The organism is Ralstonia sp. RRA, from assembly GCF_037023145.1.
Lineage (GTDB): Bacteria > Pseudomonadota > Gammaproteobacteria > Burkholderiales > Burkholderiaceae > Ralstonia.
Map to the genome: position 1 here is coordinate 520561 of NZ_CP146092.1, position 24093 is coordinate 544653.

The following is a 24093-nucleotide window of genomic DNA, read 5'->3' on the forward strand; positions in this document are numbered from 1 at the left end:
CAATCGCGACGGACAAACAAGGAGCAGGTTCGCATGAAAAAAATGATCAAACAGCTGCTGTTGACGGCAGTGGCTGCGGGGGCGGCAATCGCAACGGGCGCGGCATCGGCAGCGCAAGACATCAAGATCGGCGTGGCTGAGGCACTGTCGGGCGGCGCAGCCCAATACGGCGTGGCCATCCGCAACGGTTTCCAGCTGGCGGCGGACGAGATCAACGCCGCTGGCGGCATCAATGGCAGCAAGATCGCGCTGGTGATCGAAGACGAGCAGGGCAAGAAGGAAGAAGCCATCAACGTCTTCAAGAAGCTGATCTTCCAGGACAAGGTGGCGATGGTGTTCGGCCCCACGTTGTCCAACTCCGCACAAGCGGCTGACCCGATTGCACAGGCGTCCAAGACGGTGGCGTTCGGCACCTCCAACACGGCAGACGGCATCACCAGCATTGGCGACTACGTTTTCCGCAACTCCGTGACCGAAGCCGACGTGCTGCCGGCCACCATCCAGACCGTGGTGAAGAAGGCCGGTGTGAAGAAGGTGGCCGTGCTCTACGGCAACGACGATGTCTTCACCAAGAGCGGCTACGACAACTTCAAGAAGGCGCTCGAAGACCTGAAGATTCCGGTGACGACCATCGAAACCTTCGCCAAGGGCGACGTGGACTTCAAGGCCCAGCTCACCAAGATCAAGGCGACGAATCCGGATGCGATCGTGCTGTCGGCGCTGATTGCAGAAGGTGGTCCGATCATGGTGCAGGCGCGCCAGCTTGGCCTGAACGTGCCGGTCATCGGCGGCAACGGCATGAACTCGGTCAAGGTGTTCGACCTAGCCAAGGACAAGTCCGACAACCTGTGGGTGGGCAGCCCGTGGTCGATCGAGAACCACACGGCCGAGAACAGCAAGTTCATTACCGCCTACACGTCCAAGTACAAGGCTGCGCCGGACCAGTTCGCAGCGCAGGCGTATGACGCCCTGTACATCGCATCCAAGGCACTGAAGGCGGTCAAGTTCAGCGGCAACCTGGAAGCTGATCGCAAGGCCATCCGCGATGCGCTGCCGGCGGTCAAGCACACGGGTGCAACCGGTGCGTTTGCGTTCCGCCAGGTGACGGCGCGTGGCAAGCCGGCCGGTTATGACGCCGTGCAGACGCCGATCGTGAGCGTGACCAAGAACGGCAAGTACACGATCGAGAAGTAATTTCCGGTCAGCTTTGAGACCAAAACGCGGGGCGTAGCTAAACCTACGCCCCATCGCTTTTTTGTGGCTTGGGGCAACCTCGGTCACACCTTCATCTGATTCATCATGCTGGAACAGCAACTCGTCAATGCGCTGTCGCTCGGTTGCGTGTATGCGTTGTTCGCCCTGGGATTCACGCTGGTTTTCGGCATCCTGGGCGTGATCAACCTGTCGCACGGCGCGGTCTTCATGCTGGGTGCCTATGCGGCGCTGCAGGTCGTGAACCATTTTGAACTGCCGCTGTGGGTGGCCCTGGCCGTCGGCTTTGTCGTGAGCGGCGTGGCCGGGCTCATCATCGATGTGCTGCTACTGCGCCCGCTGCGCCGCCGCAACGCGCCTCACCTGATCCCGATGATTGCGACCATTGGTGCGGGCATCGCCATCAACAACGCCATGCAGGGCGTGTTCGGTGCGGAGAATATGCGCTTCCCGGCCGGGCTCGTGTCGGATGCGTCGCTGGACCTGGGCGGCATCCATCTCACGCCGCTTGAACTCGGCATCATCGTGCTGTCGTTTGTGCTGATGGCCGGGCTCATGCTGCTGCTCAAGCGCACGCAACTCGGTCGCGCGTTGCGGGCGATTGCGGAATCGCCGAAAGCCGCCGCGCTGCTCGGCATCAACGTGGAAGGGCTCTTCTTGCTGACCTCGTTTGCCGCGGCTGCGCTGGGCGGGTTGTCTGGCGTGCTGATCGGCCTGTACTCCAACGCCGTGTTCCCGCTGATGGGCCAGCCGATGCTGCACAAGGGCATCGCGGTCATCATCCTGGGTGGCCTGGGCGACATTCGCGGCGCCATGCTGGGTGGGCTGTTCCTGGGGTTTGCCGAGGTGCTGTCGGTGGCCTACATCGGCTCGACCATGCGCGATGCGGTGGCGTTCGGTTTGCTGTTCCTGATCCTGCTGGTGCGGCCGCAAGGGCTGTTCGGCAAGGTGCTGGAACGCAAGGCATAAGGAGACCGACGACATGGAATGGTTCGACAACTTCTGGTCGGTCTACAGCAACCTGGTGCTGACGCTCGGCATCAACGCGCTGCTGGCGCTGTCCATCTATCTCACGCTGTCGTGCGGTTTGCTGGCGATGGCGAATGCGGCGTTCATGGGCATCGGCGCGTACACCGCGTCGTTGCTGACGATGAATGCCGAGATGCCGTTTTCGGTAGCGCTGGCTGGCGGCATGGCGGCACCGGCTGTGGTGGCGCTCATCATCGGCGTGCCGGTGCTGCGGCTGTCGGGCGTGTACTTGGCCATGGCCACGCTGGGCTTTGGTGAAGTGGTGCGCGTGCTGATTCTGAACACCGAAGACTGGACTGGTGGTGCGCTGGGCCTGAACGGCATTCCGCAGCTTACGCAGTGGTGGCACGTGGCGCTGGCGGTGTTGCTGACGCTGTTCGTTCTGGCACGCATGCGCCGTTCCAAGGTGGGCCGCGCGTTCGAGGCCATCAAGGAAGACGAAACCGCTGCAGGCCTGATGGGCATCAACGTGGCGGGTACCAAGCTGCTGGCATTCGTGCTGGGCGCGGCCATCGCCGGCCTGGCGGGCGCATTGAACGCGCATCTGACCTTCTTCATCGGCCCGAACGAGTTTGGCTTCGACCGCGGCGTGGAAATCCTCACGATGACGATCCTGGGTGGCACCAATGGCTTGACCGGGCCGGTGCTGGGCTCTTTGATCCTCTCGCTGTTGCCCGAGCTGCTCCGCGCGTTCAAGGATTTCCGCCTCGTCGTCAACGGCGTGATCCTGATGGTGATCGTGTTGTTCCTGCCCAAGGGCATCTGGGATCCGGCGCGTTTCGCGCGCTGGTTCGGCATCAAGCGCGGCGGCACGATGCCCGGCGCGGCTGCTTCCAATGAATCGCACTGAGGCCGCCATGCTGAAACTCGCATCCATTTCCAAGCGCTTCGGCGGCCTGTCGGTGCTGCAGGACGTCAACATCGAAGTGCCGCAAGGTTCGATCTTCGGTTTGATCGGCCCGAACGGCGCCGGCAAGACGACGGTGTTCAACCTGATCACTGGCCTGCTCGCACCCACGGGCGGCTCGCTCACCTTCAACGGCGAAAACCTCGTCGGCAAGAAGCCGCACCAGATCACGCAGATGGGCATTGCCCGCACGTTCCAGAACATCCGCATCTTCAAGGAGATGACGCTGCTGGAGAACGTAGTGGTGGGCATGCACCGGCATCTGGATTACGGCGCACCGGGGCTGCTGCTGTCGCTACCGAAGTACCGCGCTGCCGAGCGCCGCGCGCGTGACCGTGCGCTGGAGCTGCTCTCGTGGGTCAAGCTCGACCACAAGGCGCATGACACCGCCGACAACCTCTCGTATGGCGATCAGCGCAAGCTCGAACTCGCGCGCGCCCTGGCCACCGAACCCAAGCTGCTGCTGCTCGACGAGCCCGTCGCCGGCATGAACACCGGCGAGAAGGTCGACCTGATGGCCGAGATCGAGAACATCAAGGCGCGCGGCTACACGATCTTCATGATCGAGCACGACATGCGCTTCGTGATGGGCCTGTGCGAGCGCATTGCCGTGCTGAACTTCGGCCGCATCATCGCCGAAGGGCCGCCCGACGCGATCCGCAACAACCCGCAAGTCATCGAGGCTTATCTGGGCCGCGATGATGACGAAGCTGAGGAGGCCACGGCATGACCACGCTGCTGGAAGTCAAAGGGCTGGACGTGTCGTATGGGCACATCGCGGCCGTCAAGGGTATCGACTTTGCGCTCAAGGCCGGCGAGATCACCTCGCTGGTGGGCGCCAACGGTGCGGGCAAGTCGACCACGCTGCTGGCGCTCTCAGGCCTGATCCCGAAGTCACAGGGCGCGGTGCGCGGCCAGATCCTGTTCGAGGGTGAAGACGTCTCGCAGTGGTCGCCTCACAAGCGCGTGCAGCGTGGCCTCGTGCAGGTGGCGGAAGGGCGTGCGACGCTCACCACCATGACCGTGCGCGAGAACCTCGAACTTGGTGCCTACACGCGCAAGGACCGTGGGCAGATCGCCTCCGACCTGGAGCGCGTGTTTCACCTGTTCCCGCGTTTGAAGGAGCGCATCGACGGCCTGGCCGGCAACCTGTCGGGCGGTGAGCAGCAGATGCTCGCCATCGGCCGTGCGCTGATGGCCCGCCCCCGCGTGCTGCTGCTCGATGAACCGTCGATGGGCCTGGCGCCGATCATCGTGCAGGAGATCTTCCGCATCCTGCGCATGATCAACGCCGAAGGGCTGACGATCTTCCTGGTGGAGCAGAACGTGCGGCAGGCGCTGAAGATTGCGCAGCACGGCTATGTGCTCGAAACCGGGCAGATCGTGCTGGCCGACAGCGGCAAAAACCTGCTGGGCAATCCGCGCGTGCTCGAAGCCTACCTGGGCGGCTGAGCGTGTAAAAGACAACCGGCGCCACCTCCTGGCGCCGGTTTTTTATCTCAAAGCGTACCCATTTCTGCGTGCACTTCCCCAAGAGCGTACCCGTTTCTGCGTACGTTCAGTGCCCCGCCAAAACGTGCCGCTGCGCATCGAATAACGCGATCAGCGCATCGGCCACAGCCCGCACGCGCGGTGATCGACGCACGTCCGGGTGGATCGCCAACCAGATTTCCCGGTGTAGTGCGGGGTCGTCGATCGGCAATCGGCGCAAAAGCGTACCCGTTTCTGCGGGCGCGCCAAGGAAGTGCGGAAGCGCTGCCACACCCAATCCCGCCAGCGCTGCCTGGTGGATTGCCGCCAGATCGCTACAGCGCAGGATTACGCGGCGCTCGCCCGCGTACGCGTCCAGCCAGCGTTGCTGCGGCACGTGGCGCAGGCGCTCGTCGTAGCCGATGAACTCCCATTCCGCTTCGGGTTGTGCGAGGACTTCCGGCGTTGCGTATAGGCCGTAGCCGAGATCGCCCAGTGGCCGCGTGGCCAGCGTGGATGCGGTTGGACGCGACAGCCGGATGGCGAGATCGGCCTCGTGCGCCATCAGGTTGGCGTTGCGCGTCTCGCCCAGCAGCACCAAGCTGATACCTGGCCACTGGCGGTGCAGCGCGGCCAAGTGCGGTGCGATGAAGTGGCTCGCAATGGTGGGCGGCGCTGAGATGCGTACCGTCCCGCGCAGGCTGCCAGCACCCGCCGCTGCGCGGGCGAAGCCGGCGGCCTCCTGCTCCATCCGTTCTGCGCGCTCGGCCAGTGCGGTGCCTTCCGTGGTCAGGCGCCAGCCGCGCGGCAGGCGGTCGAACAACCGCACGCCCAGCGATTGCTCCAGTGCATCGGCACGCCGCGCCACCGTGGTGTGCTCCACCGCCAGCCGACGTGCCGCGGCCGACAGGCTGCCCTCGCGCGCCAATACAAGGAAGTAGCGCACGTCATCCCACTGCAAGGAAGAAGAAGGTTCAACCGCCGCGGCGCTCGTCAGCGCTCGCTTAGGTCCATCTGGGCTTTTTTGCACAGAAGATGGTCAGTTTTTACGAATTCCCGGGTGATTCTGAACGGAATACGCTTGTTTCACAACGTGATGGTGACGGTACACACCATCACAAACTGAAAAGCGTACCCATTTCTGCGAGGACATTTGCCATGCATGCCAAGGTCATTCAACTCCGTGAACCCGCTCCAGCATTGGGTTTACAGCCCACCAGTCTGATGCTGTCGCCACCTGCCCCCAATGCACTGACGGTGCGCCACACCGCCATCGGCGTGAACTTTGTGGATGTGTATCACCGTGCCGGGCTGTACCCAGTGCCGGCGTTTCCGGCCGTGCTGGGGGTGGAGGGCGTTGGGGCGGTGGAAGCAATTGGTACGGACGTGCGCGGTTTTGTGGTGGGCCAGCGCGTGGCCTGGGCAGGGCTGATGGACGGCGCGCCCGGCGGTTATGCAAGCCATCGCAACATTCGTGCGGAGCGCGCGATCGCGCTGCCGGACGCGCTGGATGACGAGACTGTCGCAGCCACGCTGTTGCGCGGCATCACCGCACACATGCTGCTGTCCCGGGTACGCCGGGTACAGGCTGGCGACACGGTACTCTTGCATGCGGCAGCCGGTGGCCTGGGCCTGCTGCTGGTGCAGTGGGCCAAGCGCGTGGGTGCGCGGGTGATTGGTACGGTTGGCAGCGAAGCCAAGGCGGCCACCGCGCTCGGCCATGGCGCAGACCACGTGGTGCTGTACCGCCAACAGGATGTGCGCGAAGCCGTGCTGCGATTAACTGATGGTGAAGGCGTCGACTACGTCATTGACGGTGTGGGCGGCGCGATGCTGCAAACGTCCTTGGCGGTGACGCGGCCATTCGGCATGGTGGCGAGCATCGGCCAGGCGAGCGACGTCAGCAATACGCAAACGAACCCTGTCGACCTCTCTGAACTAGGGCCCTCACGTTCCATCGCGCTGGCGCGGCCGGGTGTGTTCCGCTACATGGCGAATCTCTCGCGCTACCGCGCCGGTGCACAGGCCGCGTTGCAACGCATGCTCGAAGGGGCGCGTGTGCCGGTGGGTGGTACTTATGCGCTGGAAGAGGCAGCCACCGCGCACGCGGCGCTGGAGGCCGGCCAAACTACGGGCGCATTGCTGCTGCGGCCCTGAGCGTACCCATTTCTGCGGCGCACCCCGTACCCGTTTCTGCGAGGCGTCCGGCACGGTAGCGGCGTCTCGCGTCGCGTTGTTTCATCCCACTTCACGCATCACGCACAAGGAGTCTCCCCATGCTGTACCTGATTCTTTTCACCTACCGCGCACCGTTGTCCGAGATGGACCGCGTGCTGCCTGCCCACCGCGAGCATCTGGACGCGCACTACGCGAGCGGGCACTTCCTGATGTCCGGACCGTTCTTCCCGCGCGAAGGCGGCGGCATCCTGGCGCGCGCTGCGTCGCGCGAGGAGATCGATGCCATCGTGGCGCGCGATCCATTTGTGCTGGAAAACCTGGTCGAGGCGCGCGTCATTACGTGGAGCCCGAACCGGCGCGTGGCGGGCTTGCCAGAAGCGTGGTTTGTTGACGGGGCCGTGAGCACGCCGACGTAATCCCTGCGCAGTGCGCCCGCTATCATGATGGCCTGCCGTTCATGGGGCCGTCATGACCCACATTCCGGATACGTCGACACCACCGCCCACCCCATCACCGCGCCCTGCGTGGTGGCAGCGCGTGGTCGCGCGGTTGCCGTTCGGCAGCGAGCATCTGGTGTTCGTCTATGCCGCTGTGATCGGCTGTGCGGGTGCCTTGTCGACGATCCTGTTTCGCGAGTGTTTGCGCCAGTTGCAGTGGTGGCTCTCCGGCACCGACCAGGGGCTGGTGGCCACGGCACGCGCGCTGCCGTGGTGGGCGCGTCTGCTGGTGCCGGCCATTGGCGGCGTGCTGGCTGGGCTCACGCTGCAGATCGGGCTGAAATGGATTCCGCGCAAAGGCTCGGAAGATTATATGGAAGCCATCGCCGTGGGAGACGGTGTGCTGAGCGCGCGGCAGAGCTTGGTACGCAGTGCGTCGTCGCTGTGCTCGGTGGCCAGCGGCGCGTCCATCGGGCGGGAAGGGCCGATGGTGCAACTGGCGGCGATGTGCGGCTCGCTGCTGGGGCGCGCGCTGCGGCGCGGGTTTGGGCACATCAGACCGGTCTCGGTCGAGCAACTGCGTCTGCTGGTTGCGTGCGGGGCGGCAGCAGGCATCACCTCTGCCTACAACGCGCCCATCTCGGGTGCCGTGTTTGTGAGCGAGATCGTCTTCGGCGTCATCACCATGGCCACGCTGGGGCCGATGCTGGTATCGGCCGTGACGGCGGACATCGTGTTGCGCCAGTTCTTCGGGTACGGTGCGGTCTATGAGATGCCGCATTTCGATTTTGTGTCCGGCTGGGAAGTGCTGACCTATTTGGGGCTCGGCCTGGCGGCGGGCATGGCAGGGCCGCTGCTGCTGGGGCTGATTGACCGCGCACGTGATGTCTTTGCCCGTACCAAGTTGCCGCTGACGTTGCGGTTGGCTCTGGGCGGGTTGATTGTGGGTGCGTTGTCGACCCAGTTGCCTGAGGTCTGGGGCAACGGCTACAGCGTGGTCAACAGCTTCCTGCACCAGCCGTGGCTGTGGCAGACCGTGGCGCTGGTGCTGATCTGCAAGGTAGTGGCGACGGCAGCCAGCGCGGGTTCGGGCGCGGTGGGCGGGGTGTTTACGCCCACGTTGTTCTGCGGGGCGGCGCTGGGGTTGTTGTACGGCACGGGCATGCACGCGTTGCTACCCGGCGCGGCGCCGGTTCCCATCAGCTATGCGGTGGTCGGTATGGGCGCGCTGCTGGCAGCCACTACGCATGCGCCGCTCATGTCGATCCTGATGATCTTTGAGATGACGCTGTCATACCAGGTGGTGCTGCCGCTCATGTTGGCGTGCATCACCGGTTATGTGACTGCGCATGCCGCAGGCGCACCGTCTGTCTATGCGCGGGCGCTGGCACAGAACAAAAAGGAGGCGGGCGAAGATACGAACAGCGCGCAGAGCCCGTCGTCCCCCGTGTCGTCCATGCCTCCGGACGGTACGCAGAAATAGGTACGCTCAACCAGGCCGAGGCGGATGCCACCGCGCGCCGCACGCTGATCGGCGTGTATCACAACCTGATGCGGCAGTGGCCTGAAACCTGAGCTGAGATGCCTGCGTCGCGTCCGATGAATGATGCGACGCAAAAACACAGGCGGGCTTAGCGGCCCGAACGGCGATACAGTTCGGCCATCATGCCGCAGCTCTCCACGTGCAGCGCGATGGCGCGCTTGGCTTCACGACGCAGGACTTGCCAGAAACGGGCGAAGCGGGAGGTGGGGGCGGCGTTGAGAGCGGCGGCTTCCATGATGATTCCTTCTGAGCGATAACCTAGGGATTACCCTATGTTAATCGTAATATTGCGTTGCAGCAATTTTTGCCTGTTTGTGTCGCCTCATCGCCACATTGATGCGACGAAATCGTCACCTTCTGATCGGACGCCTTTCGCGCCACCGTGTTTGTAGAATCGGTGCATCTTTCTCCACTCGGAAACCGACATGTCAGAACTGCGCACCCTATATCCACCCATCGAACCGTACGAAACCGGCATGCTCGATGTGGGCGACGGCCACACCATCTACTACGAGCGTGTCGGCACGCCCGGTGCCAAGCCAGCGGTGTTTCTGCACGGCGGGCCGGGTGGCGGCATCTCAGCCGACCACCGCCGCCTGTTCGACCCCGCGCGCTACGACGTGATGCTGTTCGACCAGCGCGGCTGCGGGCGCTCCACGCCCCATGCAGGGCTGGAGGCCAACACCACCTGGCATCTCGTGGATGACATCGAGCGCCTGCGTGCCATTGCCGGCGCCGATCGCTGGCTCGTGTTCGGCGGCTCCTGGGGTTCGACGCTGGCGCTGGCCTACGCGCAGAAGCATCCCGAGCGCGTGAGCGAACTGGTGCTGCGCGGCGTGTACACCGTCTCGCAAGCCGAGCTGCGCTGGTACTACCAATTTGGCGTGTCGGAGATGTTCCCCGAGAAATGGGCACGCTTTCAGGCGCCCATCCCCGAGGCGGAGCGTGACAACATGATCGCTGCCTACCGCAAGGTGCTCACCGGCGACGACGTCGCCAAGCAGATCGAAGCCGCCCGCGCCTGGAGCGTGTGGGAAGGCGAAACCATCACGCTGCTGCCCGACCCGAGCAACAGCGCCAAGCACGCCGACGACCACTTCGCCCTGGCCTTCGCGCGGCTGGAGAACCACTACTTCACGCACCAATGCTGGCTGGAAGAAGGGCAGCTGCTGCGTGAGGCGCACAAGCTGGCCGGCATTCCGGGGGTGATCGTGCACGGCCGCTACGACATGCCGTGCCCGGTGCGCTATGCCTATGCGCTACACCAGGCGTGGCCCGACGCGGATTTCCACCTGATCGAAGGGGCGGGTCATGCATGGAGCGAACCCGGCATCCTCGACCAGCTCGTCGCCGCCACCGATCGCTTTGCCGGCAAGTAAAGCGCACCCATGACCGACTCCGCCGATCTGCGCTTCCTGCTGGCCATCCAGGAAAACGGCAGCCTGGTTGCCACGGCGCGGGCGCTGGGCCTGACGCCCTCGGCGGTGTCGCAGCGTCTGCAGCAGTTGGAAAAGAAGCTGGGCGCGCGGCTTGTTGACCGCACCGCGCGCAGCCTGCGCTTTACGCAAGAGGGCGCACTGTTGTGCGAGCGCGGCGCGGAGTTGATCCGGCAGCTCGATGCGTTGTCGGAGGATCTGCAAACGCGCCAGGGTGGTCTGGTGGGTACGCTCAAGGTCAACGCGCCGCTGGGTTTCGGGCGGCGCTACATCGCACCGGTCATCCGTGACTTCCAGCAGGAGCATCCCGACGTCGACATCGAACTGATGCTCTCCGATGCACCGTTGACCGAAGCGGTTGAGCGTTTTGATGTGGTGGTCCATATCGGCGCGCTGCAGGTGTCCAACCTCGTGGGCTACGCGATTGCACCGAATGCGCGGATGCTTTGTGCGTTGCCTGCGTTCATCAAGCGCCACGGCGTGCCCGAGATGCCCGACGATCTCGCGGCGCTGCCCTGCATCGTGCTGCGCGAGAACAAGGAGGACGTGTCGCTCTGGCATTTCAGCAAGGGCCGCACAAGCCGCAGCGTGCGCGTGCAAGCCAAGCTGATCTGCAATGACGGCGATGTGATCCGCCGCTGGGCCTGCGAGGGGCGTGGCGCGATCCTGCGCTCCGAATGGGATGTGGCGGACGACTTGCGCGCTGGGCGGCTGGTGCGCCTGCTGCCGGGCTGGAAGGCGCCGGACGCCAACGTGATCGCGCTCACGCACAACCGCGCGGGGCTGCCGCAGCGCACGCGCCACTTCATGCAGTTTCTGCAGAGCCGCTTCAAGCCGCAGCCGCCATGGCGCGCATGATGTAGCTGTACTGAATCTTTGAATCAAGCTGGCTTCACCTCAAGCCGGCTGACGCTGCCTACAATCCGTTGCATCAATCAACGCCGATTTGCAGGTGACAAGCGTGAGCTCCTTCACTTCTTCCCCGGGCTATCCCAAGGCCATCCTGTTCGATCTGCTGACTGCGCTGCTGGATTCGTGGTCGTTGTGGGATCGCGCGGCTGGCTCACAGCAGGCGGGCCGAACGTGGCGGGCGGAGTATCTGCGGCTCACGTACGGCTGCGGCACGTACGTCCCCTATGAGGCTATGGTGCGGGAGGCGGCACAGAACGTCGGCTTGCCGCCCTCGGCGCCTGATGCGTTGGAAGCCGGTTGGTTGCAGCTTGAACCCTGGAGCGGTGCTGCCCAAGCGCTGAAGCAACTGCAACCGCACTGCAAGCTGGCCGTCGTCACCAACTGCTCGGAACGGCTTGGCCGGCAGGCGGCAGCGCGGTTGCCCGTTGACTGGGATGTCGTCATCACCGCCGAGCAGGCGGGTGTCTACAAGCCCGATCCCAAACCATATCGCATGGCGCTGGAGCAGCTTTGCGTGAAGGCGGCAGATGCCGCATTCGTAGCCGGTTCCAGCTACGACATGTTGGGTACGGCAGCGGTGGGTTTGCGCACGTACTGGCACAACCGCGTCGGCCTCTCGCTGGTAGACGGTGCGCAGCCGCCGGAAATTGAATCGCCAACACTGGATGGGCTCGTGCCCTGGGCCAGCCGCTTTGCCGCATAAGGAACACAACCGTGACCTCCAGCACCAGCAGCCTTGATGCACTCGACACGCCCGCCGCGTTGATCGACCTGCCGCGCATGCAGCACAACATCACGCGCATGCAGCAGCGCATGAACGCGCTGGGCGTGACATTCCGCCCGCATGTGAAGACCACCAAGTGCCTCGACGTGGTGCGTGCGCAGGTGGCGGCCGGCGCGCAGGGCATTACCGTATCCACGTTGAAAGAGGCCGAGGCGTTCTTTGCTGCTGGCATCACCGACATCCTGTATGCCGTGGGCATCGTTGCCACCAAGCTGCCGCGTGCGATGGCGCTGCACCGCCAGGGCTGCAGCCTCAAGCTCGTGGTGGACAACGTGGAGGCCGCCAACGCCGTGGTCGAGCACTACCGCACGCATGGCGAGCGCTGCGAGGTGTGGATCGAAGTCGACACCGACGGCCACCGCTCCGGCATTACGCCCGAGCAGGATGCGCTACTGGAGGTGGGGCGGATCCTGCAAGCAGGTGGCATCGAGGTGGGCGGCGTGATGACGCACGCCGGCTCCAGCTACGACTTGCATGACCAGGCTGCGCTTGCTGCGCTGGCCGAGCAGGAGCGTGCCGGTTGCGTGCGCGCCGCGCAGCGTTTGCGTGAGGCGGGCATTCCGTGTGCTGCAGTCAGCGTTGGCTCTACACCGACGGCGCTGGCGACGGCGCACCTGGAAGGCGTGACCGAAGTGCGCGCAGGTGTCTACGTGTTCTTCGATCTGGTCATGCACAACGTGGGCGTGTGCAAGATCGACGAGATTGCCCTGAGTGTGCTGACCACCGTGATCGGCCATCAAGCGGACAAGGGCTGGGGGATCGTGGATGCGGGCTGGATGGCGATGAGCCGTGACCGTGGCACGGCCAAGCAGTCGCACGACTTCGGCTACGGGCAGCCTTGCGCGCTCGATGGCACGCCGTTCGACGGGCTCACGTTGATTGGCGCGAACCAGGAGCACGGCATCCTTGCCGCGAGTGACGGCTCGGTTCGCGACGATCTTGCTGCGCGCTTCCCGGTCGGGACGAAGCTGCGCATCCTGCCGAACCATGCGTGCGCAACGGGTGCACAATTTCCCGAGTATCACGCAGTGTCGTCACGTGGCGGGGTGGAGGTGTGGGGGCGATTTCACGGCTGGTGAGGCGCGTCAGGGCCGCCGCCAGGCCCAGGCGGCTCGCCTTGCAGCGCGCCCAATGCTGGCCACGGCCGTCCTGCCAGTGCCACATCCAGGCACGCTTGCGCCGCCGCCGAGAGCGTGCGCCCCTTCAGCGTGGCGATATAGACGCCGTCGTGCAAAACGGGATTCACCAAGGGCCGGAAGGTCAGCCATTGCGGGTCCAATGTCTGTGCCACGTGGGACGGACAGATTGCCAAACCGAGCCCGGCCTGAGCCAGGCCAAGCGCGGTCCCCATGTAGGCGACCTCGTACTCGGGCGTACAGGTCATGCCAGCGTTCATCAGCGACTGCAAAACGAACTGGCGAAACGCGCTTTCGCGGCTCAACAGAATCAATGCCTCTTGCGCCAACTGTGTCCACTCGACATGCGCCGTTTGTGCCAGCGCATGCTGCGCGTGCATGACAACACCAACCCGACTACCCTCGACCAGCGTGAGAGAAACATCGTGATCGACGAGCCCGAAATTGCCGATGGCGAGATCGGCCTCGCCAGAGCGAAGGCTCTGGATATTGTCGATCGCCAACCTGTCTCGGATCACGACCCGCACGCCAGGAAACTGTTTGCGCATCTCGGCGCAGAGACTCGGCATGAAGCTGGTGGCCAGCATTGGCGTTACCGCCACCGTCACGCTGCCTTTGCGCTTCAGGTTCATATCCCGCACGGTCGCCAGTCCGGTGTCCAGATCGGCCAGCACACGCTCCGCTACCGGCAGGAAATCGCGCCCGACGGCGGTGATGTCCATGCTTCGCGTTGTGCGGTCGAAGAGTCGAGCACCCACCTGCGCCTCCAGATCACGCAGGAGCGCACTGAGCGCGGATTGCGTCAGATGTAGCTGCCTGCCGGCAACCGTGAAGCTCCCTGCCTTTGCCAGTGCCACAAAGCCTCGCAACTGTCGCAGCGTGACATTGGCCCGCGCCGATTCCGGAATCGTCGGATGGTCACTCATGATCAGAAAGCGACGGCGGCGCGTAGGTTGAGCAATTGGCGGACAAGGCTGAATGCAGTGACCATGGATGTCTTGGGGTTCGTCAATGAAGGTTGGCCATCGATGCGAATCGAAATGTGGCCATTCTCGCCTTCGGCTTCAATTTCGTGGACATTGTGATGCGCTACGGGGTCTGCGATCAGCTCAACGCGCGTACCTTCGAAGCCCAGGGTGGCCAGCGCGATGGTGGCGGCAACGTTTGCATTCCTGGGGTACGCAAGTGCTGCCTCGCGGGCACTGCCATTGAAGATGACAGTGGCTTCGGTCAGCTCGCTCAGATTCACGACCGTTTCCGCTGCGGTTTCGCGCCACGCCACAAGGGGTTTTCGCGCACGGTATTGAACCCGGCGGAGTCCGGCACATCGGGCAGCAGCAAGGATGTCGAGGCCGCCGATGGCGCCAGCAGCCAATCGCAACTGACTGCCACTGTCCGCCGCAGCGCGCGACAAGCGCGCATAACGTTCGGCATCCGCAAGCGAACCCACGGAGACAAGAAGCAGGTCATGTCCTGTTCGCAGGATCTTCTCGCCGTAAGCGTCCACCGCCTGATGGCCCGCGCATTCAACAACGATGTCCGGCACGCTGTCCAGCAACTGATCGAGCGAGGTGCACAAAGTCGGCCCTCCCGAAGCGGGCGACGCCGAGTTCGCAGCGGCCCTGCCGGCATGCACGAGCGCACCACAGACCTCGATCTCCGGCCGCCATAGTTGAAGCTGTCGATACAACTCCGCTCCGATGGCGCCCAGACCGATCAAGGCGATTCGCAATGGGTAGCGGGAACAGGCGTGGTGTTTCACGGCGGTGCTGCTTGTCATGTCGACATGGAGAGTCCAGTGAATGAAGGCTCCAATTAGATGCCCAATGCCGTACCCGCTACAAACGAGGAGTTTTACTGGATTGATGACTTGCCTTGCTGAATCGCCGGGCGAACGCCATGTCACTGACTTTCGACTGCGCCGGTCGAGAGGGCGAACCCCTCGTCCAACCATCCGGTCACACCGCCCGACATGATCTTGACCGGGCGTCCAAGCCTCGCCAGCCGAAGCGCACCGCTCGCAGCAACGCGACTGGAAGAAGCCAAGCGTCTGCTGGAACTGACTGCCCTGCCCATCGAAACCATTGCCCTTCAGGCGGGCTTTGGCAGCGTGCAGGTCTTGCGGAGTCATTTTCGCAAGACGTTGAGACTGTCACCTAGGGAGTACCGTGCGTCGTTTGCGCCACCGTCCGCGCGGGCACAAGCGTCGCGATAGCGGTCAGCGATCCATGAACGATATCTGTCATTGGCCGGCGTTCGTTGCCACCGCTATCCGCCCGTCACTTGCGTCGTTGCCCCTTCTTCCGTCGCGCTGCGCAGAAGCTCCAGTTGCCGGCCCGCAATATCGGGCCGGTAGTGCCGCGAGGAAGGATTCATGAACCCATGGTGCGTGTTTTCAATGACGGAGCATGCGACTCCGGGGCCGGCAATCGACGCAGCAACAGACGCAGGGGAAAACGACGGCTCATGCTCTGCAAAGACGACCGTCGCCGGGCATCGAGGAATCAACCCGACAGCGTCGCGGATGCGGGAACCGTAGTACAGAAATGCTCGACTTTGCACGTGGCACCGCTGGCTCGCGATGTAACGCCATAGGCTCGTCGCCCCCACACTGAATCCGATCAGAAAGGCGGGTTGGTCTTCAACGACATCCGCAATCTTTTGCGCATACGAGCGCAGGCCATTCTTCGCGTGGAATGCATGAACAGCGTCTTCTTCGCTCGCAAATGGGCAACCGTCTTCGAGCCACGGCGACAGGATGACGGGATCGCCAAGCACGGCGAGTAACGACCGCAACGACGCGTTGATGCCATGAATGTCTGAGGCGACGACGATTTTCATACGGATGGTGATGTTTGCGAGGGGTTGGCTGGGCGCCAGAAACGCAAAAACCCGCGAGGCTCATCGCCACGCGGGTTTTTGGTCGTCCTCGAACAGCTGAGGACTGTGTTTGGTGCCCAGGAGAGGACTCGAACCTCCACGGAGTTACCCGCTAGTACCTGAAACTAGTGCGTCTACCAATTCCGCCACCTGGGCTAGGTGAGCGGCGCATTTTACAGACCCTCGTGAAATTTGCAAGCCTTTCTTGAGCGAAAGGGATTTCGCCCCGCCAGGCGCGCGAGCGTTACAGCCGTTACGCGTGTGGCAGCCCATGAAACGGCGGCACCGCTGCTACGCTGCCGCGCAGTTTTCCGCAGTCCATTCTTTCCCCTTCTCGAGGTTGTTCGATGATGAAACTCCGTCACGCCGCGACCGGCGCCCTGCTGGCCGCGCTTGCCACCTTTGCCCATGCCGAGCGCACGATCTGCACGATCGTTGCCGATGCCGCCACCGGCAAGGTCGTTCTGCACGAGGGCCAGTGCGCCGAACGTGTCACGCCCGCGTCCACCTTCAAGCTGGCGCTGGCCGTCATGGGTTACGACCACGGTTTCCTGAAAGACGAGCACGCCCCCATCGAGCACATGAAGGCTGGCGACCCCGATTGGGGTGGCGAGGCCTGGCACCAGCCCATCGACCCCAGGCTGTGGCTCAAGTACTCCGTGGTCTGGTATTCGCAGCGCATCACGCATGCGATGGGTGCGCAGACGTTGCATGCGTATCTGCGCAAGTTCGACTACGGCAACATGGACGCGAGCGGCGACCCCGGCAAGAACAACGGCCTGGACCGCTCGTGGATCACCTCGTCGCTGAAGATCTCGCCAGAGGAGCAGGTGAGCTTCATGCGCAAGATCGTCAATCGCCAATTGCCGGTGTCTGCGCATACGTACGAGATGGTGGACCGTACGGTGCAGAGCTGGCCGGTGCCGGGTGGCTGGACTGTGCAGGGCAAAACGGGCACTGCTGGGCCGGGCCCCGGCAATACGTCGCCTGATGGCACGTGGGATCAGGCGCACGCTTACGGCTGGTTTGTCGGCTGGGCGAAGAAGGGCACGGGTGACGACAGTCGGACCTACGTGTTTGCAAACCTGATCCAGGACAACAAGGTTGAACCGACATCGGGAGGCCTGCGCTCGCGCGATGCACTGCTGGCACGCCTGCCGCAACTACTAGCCTTTCCGCGCCACTGAACTGCGGGGTCACGCATGACGGTGCTCGGCCTCGCTGCGCACCGTTGCTTCATCCAAGCCCAGGCGCTGGTGCAGCTCCTGCCAGCCTTTGGGGGTGACCAGCACCGCACGTGAGTTGCGCGAGCGCAGCATCCAGCCTGCGTCACACAGCCGATGCAGGAACTGCACGCCCAGCGGCCCCGCCAGGTGATGCGTGCGCTCGGTCCAATCCAGGCATTGCCGCGCCAGCCCACGCCGGGTTGGGCGGATGCCGCGCACGTCGAGCCCCATGTCGCCAAACCAAATCACGCCCGCTGTGCTGATCTCGTATTGCTTGTCGGGCAGCGGCAGCAGATAGCCGTGTGACTGCAGCGCTTGTGTGACGGCCACGCCAACTTGACCGGCAAGATGGTCGTAGCAACAGCGGCAAAAGCCCAGTTCGCGTGCCTTGGGGCTGGGCGCCGTACGCCGCACGGCTGCCGCGGGTGTGATGGCGGCAAGGTGCTCCAGCGCCTGCGCCACGTGCCCGCCAGCCAGCCGGAAGTACCGGTGCCGCCCTTCCGTTTCCACCGCCAGCAGGCCGCCGTCGAGCAGCTTGGCCAGGTGCGTGCTGGCCGTCTGCGCAGTGACGCCGGCGGCATGCGCCAGTTCGCCCGCTGGTAGCGCGCGCCCGTCGAGCAGTGCTGTGAGCATGGCGGCGCGTGCTGGGTCGGCGATCAGGAAGGCCGTGCCGGAAAAGCTGTTCAGATGCGACATGTCGGACTCCTCGAGTTGCGTCCATTCTATGGAGGCCCGTGCCGCGATGCTTCGACACGCGTCGAAACGTCGTGCGGGGTGCCGGCACTACGCTGGGGCCATCGTTTCCCTTGGATGGAGCCCGAAGATGGATGGCATGACGCTGCAGCATGTGCACCCGAACGCCGTGCAGCGCAAACGGCTGGTGCTGTGCGTGTTGTCGATGGCCGTGCTGGTCGCGCAGATCGACACCGCCGTGGTCAACCTGGCCGTGCGCCCGATCGGCCAGTTCTTTCATGCGGGTGTTGGCCCGCTGCAGTGGGTGATCGACGCCTACAACCTTGCCTACGCCACGCTGCTGCTCACCGGCGGCTTGCTGGCCGACCTGTATGGGCGGCGCCGTGCGTTCGTATCGGGAGCGGTGGTGTTTTCTGTGGCTTCCGTGCTGTGTGCGCTGGCGCCGTCCATCAACTGGCTGATTGGCGCACGGGCACTGGCCGGGTTGGGGGCATCGCTGATGCTGCCGGCGTCATTGGCGATCCTGCGGGTGGTGTGGCGTGACCCGGTTGAGCGCGGGCACGCACTGGGTGTCTGGGCCGCGTGCAATGGCCTGGCCATGACGATCGGCCCGACGGTGGGCGGCTTGCTCGTCACGCACTTCGGCTGGAGTTCGGTGTTCTGGGTGGTGGTGCCGGCGAGCGTGGCTGCCATGGTGCTGGCCCTGCGCGTAGTGCCGGAATCGTCGGATGCCACGCGCCGCCGCTTCGATGCATTGGCGCAAGTGCTGGGCGCCATCGTGCTCGGCGGCTTGGCGTTGGCCGCCATTGAAGCGCATCAGGACTGGCGCTTGGCTGTCTGCGTGCTGGCGGTGGCCCTCGGTGCGCTTGTGTGGTTCATCCATGTTGAAGCGCGTCATGGCAGTGCGGCGCTGGTGCCGCTGGATCTCTTTCGCATCCGTGACTTCCGGGGCGCCGTGGTCGCGACGGCAGGCATGACCTTCGGCATGTACGGCGCGCTCTTCCTGCTGCCGTTGATGTGGCAAAGCACCGGGCGCTTGAGCGTGACCGGCGCGGGTATCGCGCTAATGCCGATGGCGGTGGTGTTCATGGTGGTGTCGCCCACGTCGGGCGTGGTGGTACGTCGCTTTGGCGCGCGGTTTGCGATGGCCGGCGGCGTGGGCATCATCGCGCTGGGTTTGCTCGCGCTGGGCGGGTTTGCGGGTGACGCATCCATCGTGCCGACGGCCATCGGGCTGGCGCTGACCGGGCTGGGCATGGGCTTTGCCACCGGGCCATTGATGAACACTGCCGTGGGGGCGGTCGGGCCGGAGCGTTCCGGCACGGCCTCTGCGCTCGTCAACGTTGCACGCATGAGTGGCGCGACACTGGGCGTGGCGATTCTGGGTGCGGTGTACGCCGTGAGCGGTGGTGGTGCGCAGGGCTTGCGCATGGCGATGCTGGGTGGGGGCATGGTGCAGCTTGTTTGCGCCGCCGTGGCCTGGCTGCACGGTGCCGCGCGCCGCTGAGCATTGCGCTGGCGCATGCACGCTTTGCAGCGTCGCGCATTCTCGCGGCGCGGTTGCAGCTCTACAGTCTGGCGGACATCCGCACTCGGGAGCCGCCCGTGCCATTGCAACTCACCCTCGTCAGCCATCCGCTGTGCCCATACGTGCAGCGCGCCGCCATCGTCCTGCGCGAGAAAGGCGTGCCGTTCACGCGTCGCGACATCGACCTCGCAGACAAGCCCGACTGGTTTCTGCGTATCTCGCCGCTGGGCAAGACGCCCGTGCTATTGGCGGGCGATACGCCCATCTTCGAATCCGCCGTCATCTGCGAATACCTGGATGAAGCCCAGACACGGCCCGAAGCGCCACGCCTGCACCCCGAGGCGCCGCTGGCCCGCGCGCAGCATCGTGCATGGATGGAGTTCGGTTCCGCTGTGCTGAACGGCATTGCTGCGTTCTACACCGCGCCCGATGATGCAGCGCTTGCTGCGCGTGCCCAAGACCTGCGTCGGCGCTTTACGCAACTGGAGGCCGAGTTGGGCGACGGTCCTTACTTTGATGGCGCACGCTTTTGCATGGTCGATGCCGTGTTCGGACCCGTGTTCCGCTACTTCGACGTGTTCGACACGATTGATGCGTTTGGTGTGTTGGATGACCTGCCGAAAGTCGGTGCATGGCGCAGCGCACTAACGGTTCGACCTTCTGTGCGCGATGCCGTGGGTGCGGACTACGCCGCGCGTCTACGCACATTCCTGCTGACGCGAGGCTCCGCATTGTCGCGACGGACGGTCGCAGGTACGGTCAATTGAAGCCCACCAAAAAAATACCCGGCGAGGGGAATGCCGGGCTAAGTGGGATGGGAAAGCAAGTCGGTGAAGCGACATTACAAGAGTTCTTTTATTCAGATTGAAAAAAATCTTAAAACAGGGTGTCCTTTGGAGGGATCACTCTAATTAAGCGAGCGCTTAGGAGTCTGCCAACGATTGGCCATAATCCTTTTCTGGTAAGGGTTTGTGAGAGGTCGCAAACGATTTGCGGAGAATGGATTGGGTCTAATTTTTGGCTTTGAGAATTAAAAGAACGCGTGCGAAGTTTTGCGGTTGTTGGATAAAACGGGCGTCTAAATTGGATCAAATTGAAATGCCTAAACTCAGTTGGGCGAATGTGCGGGGCGGCCATTTCTTGCATCCCCGCAATGACCTATCTGCCTGAACAGTCTTTTTACATTTGTTGAGTTTCCGTGGGTCGGGGTCGCCCACAATGCACTCCATCGACGAATCAGTGTCGCCTGCACACCCACCGGGGCCGTGCAACTGAATCGTTTGCGGGCTGGAGCCGCCATCAGAGTGGCCCGCCCGCTTGCCCGGCACCGTGATCTGCGTGCCGGTTGCCAGGCGGCAACGAACGGGGAAGTTCGTTTCCATCCATCCACCCATTGTTTTCTCGGAGCGGTGTCTGCTCCGCTGACGAAGCTTGGTGTGTCGGGTCCGGCATGGGCGCGGTATGCGGGGATGTCGTCGGCGGCGCCGGCACGGGGAATCATTATGCCGACGACATCCTTACGCCGCCGCAAGCGGCAACGCATGCTTTCCATCGCGCTAGTGGCTTCGCCGCTGGCACTGTATGGGCTGGAGGCTCAGGCCGCCTGCACCACCACCGGCACCACCACCACGTGCGATGCCACCGCCCCCAACCCCTGGACGCAAACTGTCGGCACCGGCAACAAGGCCGTTGAAGACAACCGTACAGTGACGGTGCAGACCGGCAGCACGATCAGCGTGGGCAGCGCCAACGCCATCAGCCTGCGCGACAACGCCAACATCAACGTGCAGGGTGGCGCCACCGTCAGCAACAACGCCAGCAGCGGCCCGGGCCTGTTCAACACCGGCAACAACACGATCGAGTTCCGCAACAACGGCACGCTCACGGTGGCCGAGGGCGGCAGCGTGTTGTCCAACGGCCGTCAGAACAACGGCGAGGCCGTCAACGTGATGGGCTCGGGCAACACCGTCATCAACAACGGCACGATCCGCTCGAATAACGCTGCGGCCATTTGGTTCGACAACCTGAGCGGCAGCAACACCGTCATCAATAACGAGACGGGCGTGATCCAGGCGCCGGGCAACGTGATCGGCAGCGCCGGCAATGCCAGCGTGGATTTCACCAACAAGGGCATCGTGCGCGGCAACCTCGTGTTTGCGGGCGGCAACGACACGCTGCGTCTGTACACGGGGTCGACCATCACCGGCAATTTCAACGGTGGCGGCGGCTCCAACACGATCTACCTCAGCGGTACGGGCGACAGCGCGTTGCCGGGCAACATCAGCAACTTCCAGACGCTCATCAAGAACGGCACGGGCACCTGGACGCTGACCGGCACCGTGAGTGGCGTCCAGAACGCCACCGTGCAGCAGGGCACGCTCATTCTCACCGGCAACAACGCTGCCTACACCGGCAACATCACCGTGGATGCGGCGGGCACGCTGCAAGGGCGTGCGCAGAGCCTGATGCCGACCATCGTCAACAACGGCCTGGTGCGCTTTGACCAGCCGGACACCGGCACCTACGCTGGGTCGATCTCCGGCGCGGGCGCGGTTGAGAAGACCGGCGCAGGCACCCTCACGCTGGCGCCCACGGCTGCTGGCGGCAATACATATGCCGGCGGCACCAGCTTCAACGGCGGCACCGTGGCTATTGGCGCAGACAACGCGCTTGGTACAGCCACCGGCGGGCTGTCGTTCAACGGTGGCACGCTGCAACTGAACCAGAATCTCGACCTGGCCGGCACACGTGCCGTCACGCTCAATGCGGGCGGCGGCACGATCGATACGCAGGGCTTTTCGTCGACGCTGTCGCAGGGCATTACGGGCAGCGGCGCACTCGCCAAGCTCGGCAGCGGCGTGCTGACCCTCAACGGCAACAACAGCGTTGGCGGCGGCACGACTGTTGCGGCCGGCACGCTGGTGGTGGGCGACGCCACGCACAGCAATGCATCGCTGACGGGCTCAACGCTGGTCAACAGCGGCGCCACGCTGGGCGGCTATGGCAGCGTAAGTGGCAGCGTGCGTAACGACGGCACGCTGGCCGTGGCCGATGCCATGCCGTCGCTGGCGGGTACCGGTGCAGGCACGGGCACCTTCACCATCAACGGTGCGCTGTTCAATACGGGCCTGATGCAAGTCGGCGGCGCAGGCGTGGGCAATCGTTTGGCAGTCAACGGCGGTTTCATGGGCGCGGGCGGTACGCTGGCGCTCAACACGCAACTGGGCGCTGACAACTCGCCGACCGACCAACTCGTTCTATCGGGCGGCGGCGCTGCAGGCAACACGGCAGTGCGCATCAGCAACGTGGGCGGCGCGGGTGCGCAGACCACGGGCAACGGCATTCCGGTCGTGGTGGCCATCAATGGCGCGACCACGCAGGCGGGTGCGTTTGCACTGGGCGCACCGGTGGTTGCCGGGCCGTATGAGTACACGCTGGTTCGCGGTGGCAATGGCTCGGCGGATAGCTGGTACCTGCGTTCGACGCGTCCGAATCCGACACCCGACCCCAAGCCGGATCCGCAACCTGATCCGCAACCGAAGCCGGACCCGACGCCCGATCCCAAACCGATCGACCCGACGCCCAACGAGACGACCAATCCCACTACGCCCGAGGTGCCGAACTACCGGCCCGAGGTGTCGCTGTACACCGCGGTGCCGTCGATGGCGCTCATGTACAGCCGCGCCATGCTCGACACGCTGCACGAGCGCGTGGGCGATGAAACCCTGCTGCGCACCGGTGTGCCGAATGGCGATACCACGTTCAACGGTGCCTGGGCACGCGTGATCGGCCAGAAGGGCAGCCGCATGTCGGACGGCGGCATCTACGGTGCTGACGGCCCCGCGTTTGACTACAAGCTGGCCGCTGTGCAGCTCGGCGGCGATGTCTACCGCGCGCAGAACGCCGACAACAGCCGCGACCACGCCGGCGTGATGTTCTCCACCGGCCGCATCACCGGCGACGTGACGCACGCTGACGGCACCGACGCTGGCAGCAACGCTATCAACGCCACCACGGTGGGTGTCTACTGGACGCACTTCAGCCCGAACGACTGGTACGTCGATGCGGTTGCTCAGGGCACGCGCTACGACGTGACCTCGTCGCCCATGCGCATGGCTGGGTTGACCTCGCATGGCCTGGGCCATGCGCTGTCGCTGGAAACGGGGTACCCGATTGCGCTGGAAAACCGCTGGCGCGTCGAGCCGCAGGCGCAGTTGATCTACCAGCGCATCGGCCTGGCAGATGGCGCCGACCCGGCAGCACAGGTGCGCTTTGGCAATGCGCAATCGTTGCTGGGCCGCGTGGGCGTGCGTGTGGCGAAGGACTGGGGCGACACGCCCGAGCGTCCGCGTTCCACGTGGTTCCGGGCGAGCGTGTGGCAGGAGTTCCGCGGCACGACCACGACGTCGTTCTCGTCGGCCAACGGCTGGGTGCCGTTCACCTCAAGCATGCCCGCCACCGTGGTCGACCTGCAGGCGGGCGTGACGGCACAGTTCACGCGTACGGCATCGTTTTATGCCAGCGTGGGCTACCAGATCAGCACCGATGGCCGCCTGCACGGCTACGACGGCAAGCTCGGCCTGCGCTGGAACTGGTAATGCGAGTGCACTGAAACCGGCTGTAACACGCGCAGCCTGAATACCCCCGGTCGCCCCGGGGGTTCTGCTGCAACGCGACAACCGCCACGGGGAGCCCCGGCCTATGCCGGTGGCTCCCCGTTTT

General features: G+C 64.3%; 23 protein-coding genes, 1 tRNA gene and 2 pseudogenes. 18 read left to right on the forward strand and 8 right to left on the reverse strand.

All coding sequences use genetic code 11. The annotated features are described in order from the left end of the window. Positions 1–33: 33 nt before the first annotated feature. From V6657_RS20400 to V6657_RS20420, 5 genes are all read left to right on the forward strand, one after another. On the forward strand, positions 34–1194 hold the full coding sequence (locus V6657_RS20400; protein WP_048934749.1) for an ABC transporter substrate-binding protein: 1161 nt from the start codon (positions 34–36) through the stop codon (positions 1192–1194). Positions 1195–1299: 105 nt separating this feature from the next. Beyond that, positions 1300–2181, forward strand: a complete 882-nt coding sequence (locus tag V6657_RS20405; RefSeq protein ID WP_048934748.1) for a branched-chain amino acid ABC transporter permease — start codon at positions 1300–1302, stop codon at positions 2179–2181. A 13-nt stretch (positions 2182–2194) separates the two neighbouring features. Then, positions 2195–3091 carry a branched-chain amino acid ABC transporter permease gene (locus V6657_RS20410; RefSeq protein ID WP_048934747.1) on the forward strand — a complete coding sequence of 299 codons (897 nt, stop codon included), beginning with the start codon at positions 2195–2197 and terminating at the stop codon, positions 3089–3091. A gap of 7 nt (positions 3092–3098) precedes the next feature. Beyond that, positions 3099–3878 (forward strand): ABC transporter ATP-binding protein, encoded by a 780-nt coding sequence (locus V6657_RS20415; protein ID WP_048934746.1) that lies wholly within the window; start codon positions 3099–3101, stop codon positions 3876–3878. Then, complete coding sequence (locus V6657_RS20420; protein ID WP_048934745.1) at positions 3875–4600, forward strand: ABC transporter ATP-binding protein; 726 nt, start codon at positions 3875–3877, stop codon at positions 4598–4600. The genes V6657_RS20415 and V6657_RS20420 overlap by 4 nt, the downstream gene beginning before the upstream one ends. 106 nt (positions 4601–4706) lie before the next feature. Here V6657_RS20420 and V6657_RS20425 read toward each other — a convergent pair whose 3' ends face one another. Next, complete coding sequence (locus V6657_RS20425; RefSeq protein WP_048934744.1) at positions 4707–5579, reverse strand: LysR family transcriptional regulator; 873 nt, start codon at positions 5577–5579, stop codon at positions 4707–4709. Positions 5580–5776: 197 nt separating this feature from the next. Between V6657_RS20425 and V6657_RS20430 the strand changes: the two genes are divergently transcribed. The 4 genes and pseudogenes from V6657_RS20430 to V6657_RS20445 all read left to right on the forward strand — a co-directional run. Next, on the forward strand, positions 5777–6775 hold the full coding sequence (locus V6657_RS20430) for a quinone oxidoreductase (RefSeq protein ID WP_048934743.1): 999 nt from the start codon (positions 5777–5779) through the stop codon (positions 6773–6775). A 119-nt stretch (positions 6776–6894) separates the two neighbouring features. Continuing rightward, a complete protein-coding gene (locus V6657_RS20435) occupies positions 6895–7212 on the forward strand; it encodes a YciI family protein (RefSeq protein ID WP_048934742.1) in 318 nt (105 codons plus the stop codon). A gap of 52 nt (positions 7213–7264) precedes the next feature. Then, a complete protein-coding gene (locus V6657_RS20440) occupies positions 7265–8716 on the forward strand; it encodes a ClcB-like voltage-gated chloride channel protein (RefSeq protein ID WP_248694731.1) in 1452 nt (483 codons plus the stop codon). Further along, a pseudogene (locus V6657_RS20445) lies at positions 8713–8808 on the forward strand (PKHD-type hydroxylase); the annotation flags it as partial. The gene V6657_RS20440 and the pseudogene V6657_RS20445, both read left to right, overlap by 4 nt. 56 nt (positions 8809–8864) lie before the next feature. Here V6657_RS20445 and V6657_RS20450 read toward each other — a convergent pair. Beyond that, entirely contained in the window at positions 8865–9011 is a 147-nt protein-coding gene (locus tag V6657_RS20450) for a hypothetical protein (RefSeq protein WP_021193148.1), read from the reverse strand. A 190-nt stretch (positions 9012–9201) separates the two neighbouring features. On the opposite strand from V6657_RS20450, the gene pip reads away from it, so the two are divergent. The 4 genes from pip to V6657_RS20470 all read left to right on the forward strand — a co-directional run bounded on the left by pip (position 9202) and on the right by V6657_RS20470 (position 12987). After that, positions 9202–10155: a prolyl aminopeptidase gene (pip, locus tag V6657_RS20455; RefSeq protein WP_048934741.1), complete on the forward strand. Its 954-nt coding sequence runs from the start codon at positions 9202–9204 to the stop codon at positions 10153–10155. Between the two features lie 9 nt (positions 10156–10164). Then, positions 10165–11070, forward strand: a complete 906-nt coding sequence (locus V6657_RS20460) for a LysR family transcriptional regulator (RefSeq protein WP_048934740.1) — start codon at positions 10165–10167, stop codon at positions 11068–11070. Positions 11071–11164: 94 nt separating this feature from the next. Then, complete coding sequence (locus tag V6657_RS20465) at positions 11165–11827, forward strand: HAD-IA family hydrolase (protein WP_137884781.1); 663 nt, start codon at positions 11165–11167, stop codon at positions 11825–11827. 77 nt (positions 11828–11904) lie between these two features. Beyond that, on the forward strand, positions 11905–12987 hold the full coding sequence (locus V6657_RS20470) for an alanine racemase (RefSeq protein WP_171017976.1): 1083 nt from the start codon (positions 11905–11907) through the stop codon (positions 12985–12987). On the opposite strand, the gene V6657_RS20475 is transcribed toward V6657_RS20470, so the two are convergent. The 3 genes and pseudogenes from V6657_RS20475 to V6657_RS20485 form a co-directional block, all read right to left on the reverse strand. After that, positions 12975–13766 carry a LysR substrate-binding domain-containing protein gene (locus tag V6657_RS20475; RefSeq protein WP_248694730.1) on the reverse strand — a complete coding sequence of 264 codons (792 nt, stop codon included), beginning with the start codon at positions 13764–13766 and terminating at the stop codon, positions 12975–12977. The two genes, V6657_RS20470 and V6657_RS20475, sit on opposite strands and share 13 nt — an antisense overlap. Positions 13767–13972: 206 nt before the next feature. Further along, complete coding sequence (locus V6657_RS20480; RefSeq protein ID WP_160315302.1) at positions 13973–14806, reverse strand: aspartate dehydrogenase; 834 nt, start codon at positions 14804–14806, stop codon at positions 13973–13975. Between the two features lie 140 nt (positions 14807–14946). After that, positions 14947–15069 (reverse strand): annotated as a pseudogene (locus V6657_RS20485) (rhodanese-like domain-containing protein); the annotation flags it as partial. On the opposite strand from V6657_RS20485, the gene V6657_RS20490 reads away from it, so the two are divergent. Beyond that, complete coding sequence (locus tag V6657_RS20490; RefSeq protein ID WP_082170241.1) at positions 15017–15259, forward strand: helix-turn-helix domain-containing protein; 243 nt, start codon at positions 15017–15019, stop codon at positions 15257–15259. The pseudogene V6657_RS20485 and the gene V6657_RS20490 sit on opposite strands and share 53 nt — an antisense overlap. Positions 15260–15312: 53 nt before the next feature. Here V6657_RS20490 and V6657_RS20495 read toward each other — a convergent pair whose 3' ends face one another. Next, entirely contained in the window at positions 15313–15885 is a 573-nt protein-coding gene (locus V6657_RS20495; protein WP_048934736.1) for a hypothetical protein, read from the reverse strand. A 110-nt stretch (positions 15886–15995) separates the two neighbouring features. Continuing rightward, positions 15996–16080, reverse strand: a tRNA-Leu gene (locus V6657_RS20500). Positions 16081–16271: 191 nt separating this feature from the next. Between V6657_RS20500 and blaOXA the strand changes: the two genes are divergently transcribed. Continuing rightward, positions 16272–17111: an OXA-22 family class D beta-lactamase gene (gene blaOXA, locus V6657_RS20505; RefSeq protein WP_048934735.1), complete on the forward strand. Its 840-nt coding sequence runs from the start codon at positions 16272–16274 to the stop codon at positions 17109–17111. A gap of 9 nt (positions 17112–17120) precedes the next feature. On the opposite strand, the gene V6657_RS20510 is transcribed toward blaOXA, so the two are convergent. Continuing rightward, positions 17121–17846: a winged helix-turn-helix domain-containing protein gene (locus V6657_RS20510; protein ID WP_048934734.1), complete on the reverse strand. Its 726-nt coding sequence runs from the start codon at positions 17844–17846 to the stop codon at positions 17121–17123. Between the two features lie 127 nt (positions 17847–17973). On the opposite strand from V6657_RS20510, the gene V6657_RS20515 reads away from it, so the two are divergent. The 3 genes from V6657_RS20515 to V6657_RS20525 all read left to right on the forward strand — a co-directional run bounded on the left by V6657_RS20515 (position 17974) and on the right by V6657_RS20525 (position 23969). Then, entirely contained in the window at positions 17974–19350 is a 1377-nt protein-coding gene (locus V6657_RS20515; RefSeq protein ID WP_053166403.1) for an MFS transporter, read from the forward strand. Between the two features lie 98 nt (positions 19351–19448). Next, positions 19449–20138 (forward strand): glutathione S-transferase family protein, encoded by a 690-nt coding sequence (locus V6657_RS20520; RefSeq protein ID WP_048934933.1) that lies wholly within the window; start codon positions 19449–19451, stop codon positions 20136–20138. A gap of 735 nt (positions 20139–20873) precedes the next feature. Then, complete coding sequence (locus tag V6657_RS20525; protein ID WP_171017975.1) at positions 20874–23969, forward strand: autotransporter outer membrane beta-barrel domain-containing protein; 3096 nt, start codon at positions 20874–20876, stop codon at positions 23967–23969. The last annotated feature ends 124 nt before the right edge of the window (positions 23970–24093 follow it).